Raw genomic sequence first — 258 nt, 5'->3', positions numbered from 1 at the left:
GAGGCAAAGCGCTGGCGCGCATAGATTTTGCTGCGGTCGACATGATAGGGGGCAAGAACGGCGTCCGATGCGCCGCGCGGCGGCGTGAAGCGCGTTCCCTGCTCGTCGATGACGATGCTGTCTTCGGAATCGCCGCGGCACACGCCGCGCACCATGCCGATGTCGTGGACCAGGAGCGCGCAGGTGAAGTGGAGCCAGTCCTCGGGCGTCAGCGATTCCGACAGGAGGCGGCCCCGGATGATCTGCTGGCCCGCCAGC

The 258-nt window shown here is 67.4% G+C and carries 1 protein-coding gene; it reads right to left on the bottom strand.

Annotation, left to right across the window (positions count from 1 at the left end; genetic code table 11):
- Nucleotides 1–258, bottom strand: a 258-nt coding sequence (locus ACX9YW_RS23210) for a hypothetical protein (protein WP_460351109.1), incomplete at both ends; no start/stop codon positions are given.

Source organism: Pseudoneobacillus rhizolycopersici (assembly GCF_054786815.1).
Note: the sequence above shows the minus strand (reverse complement) of the source record. Positions and strands in the feature narration are given on the sequence as shown.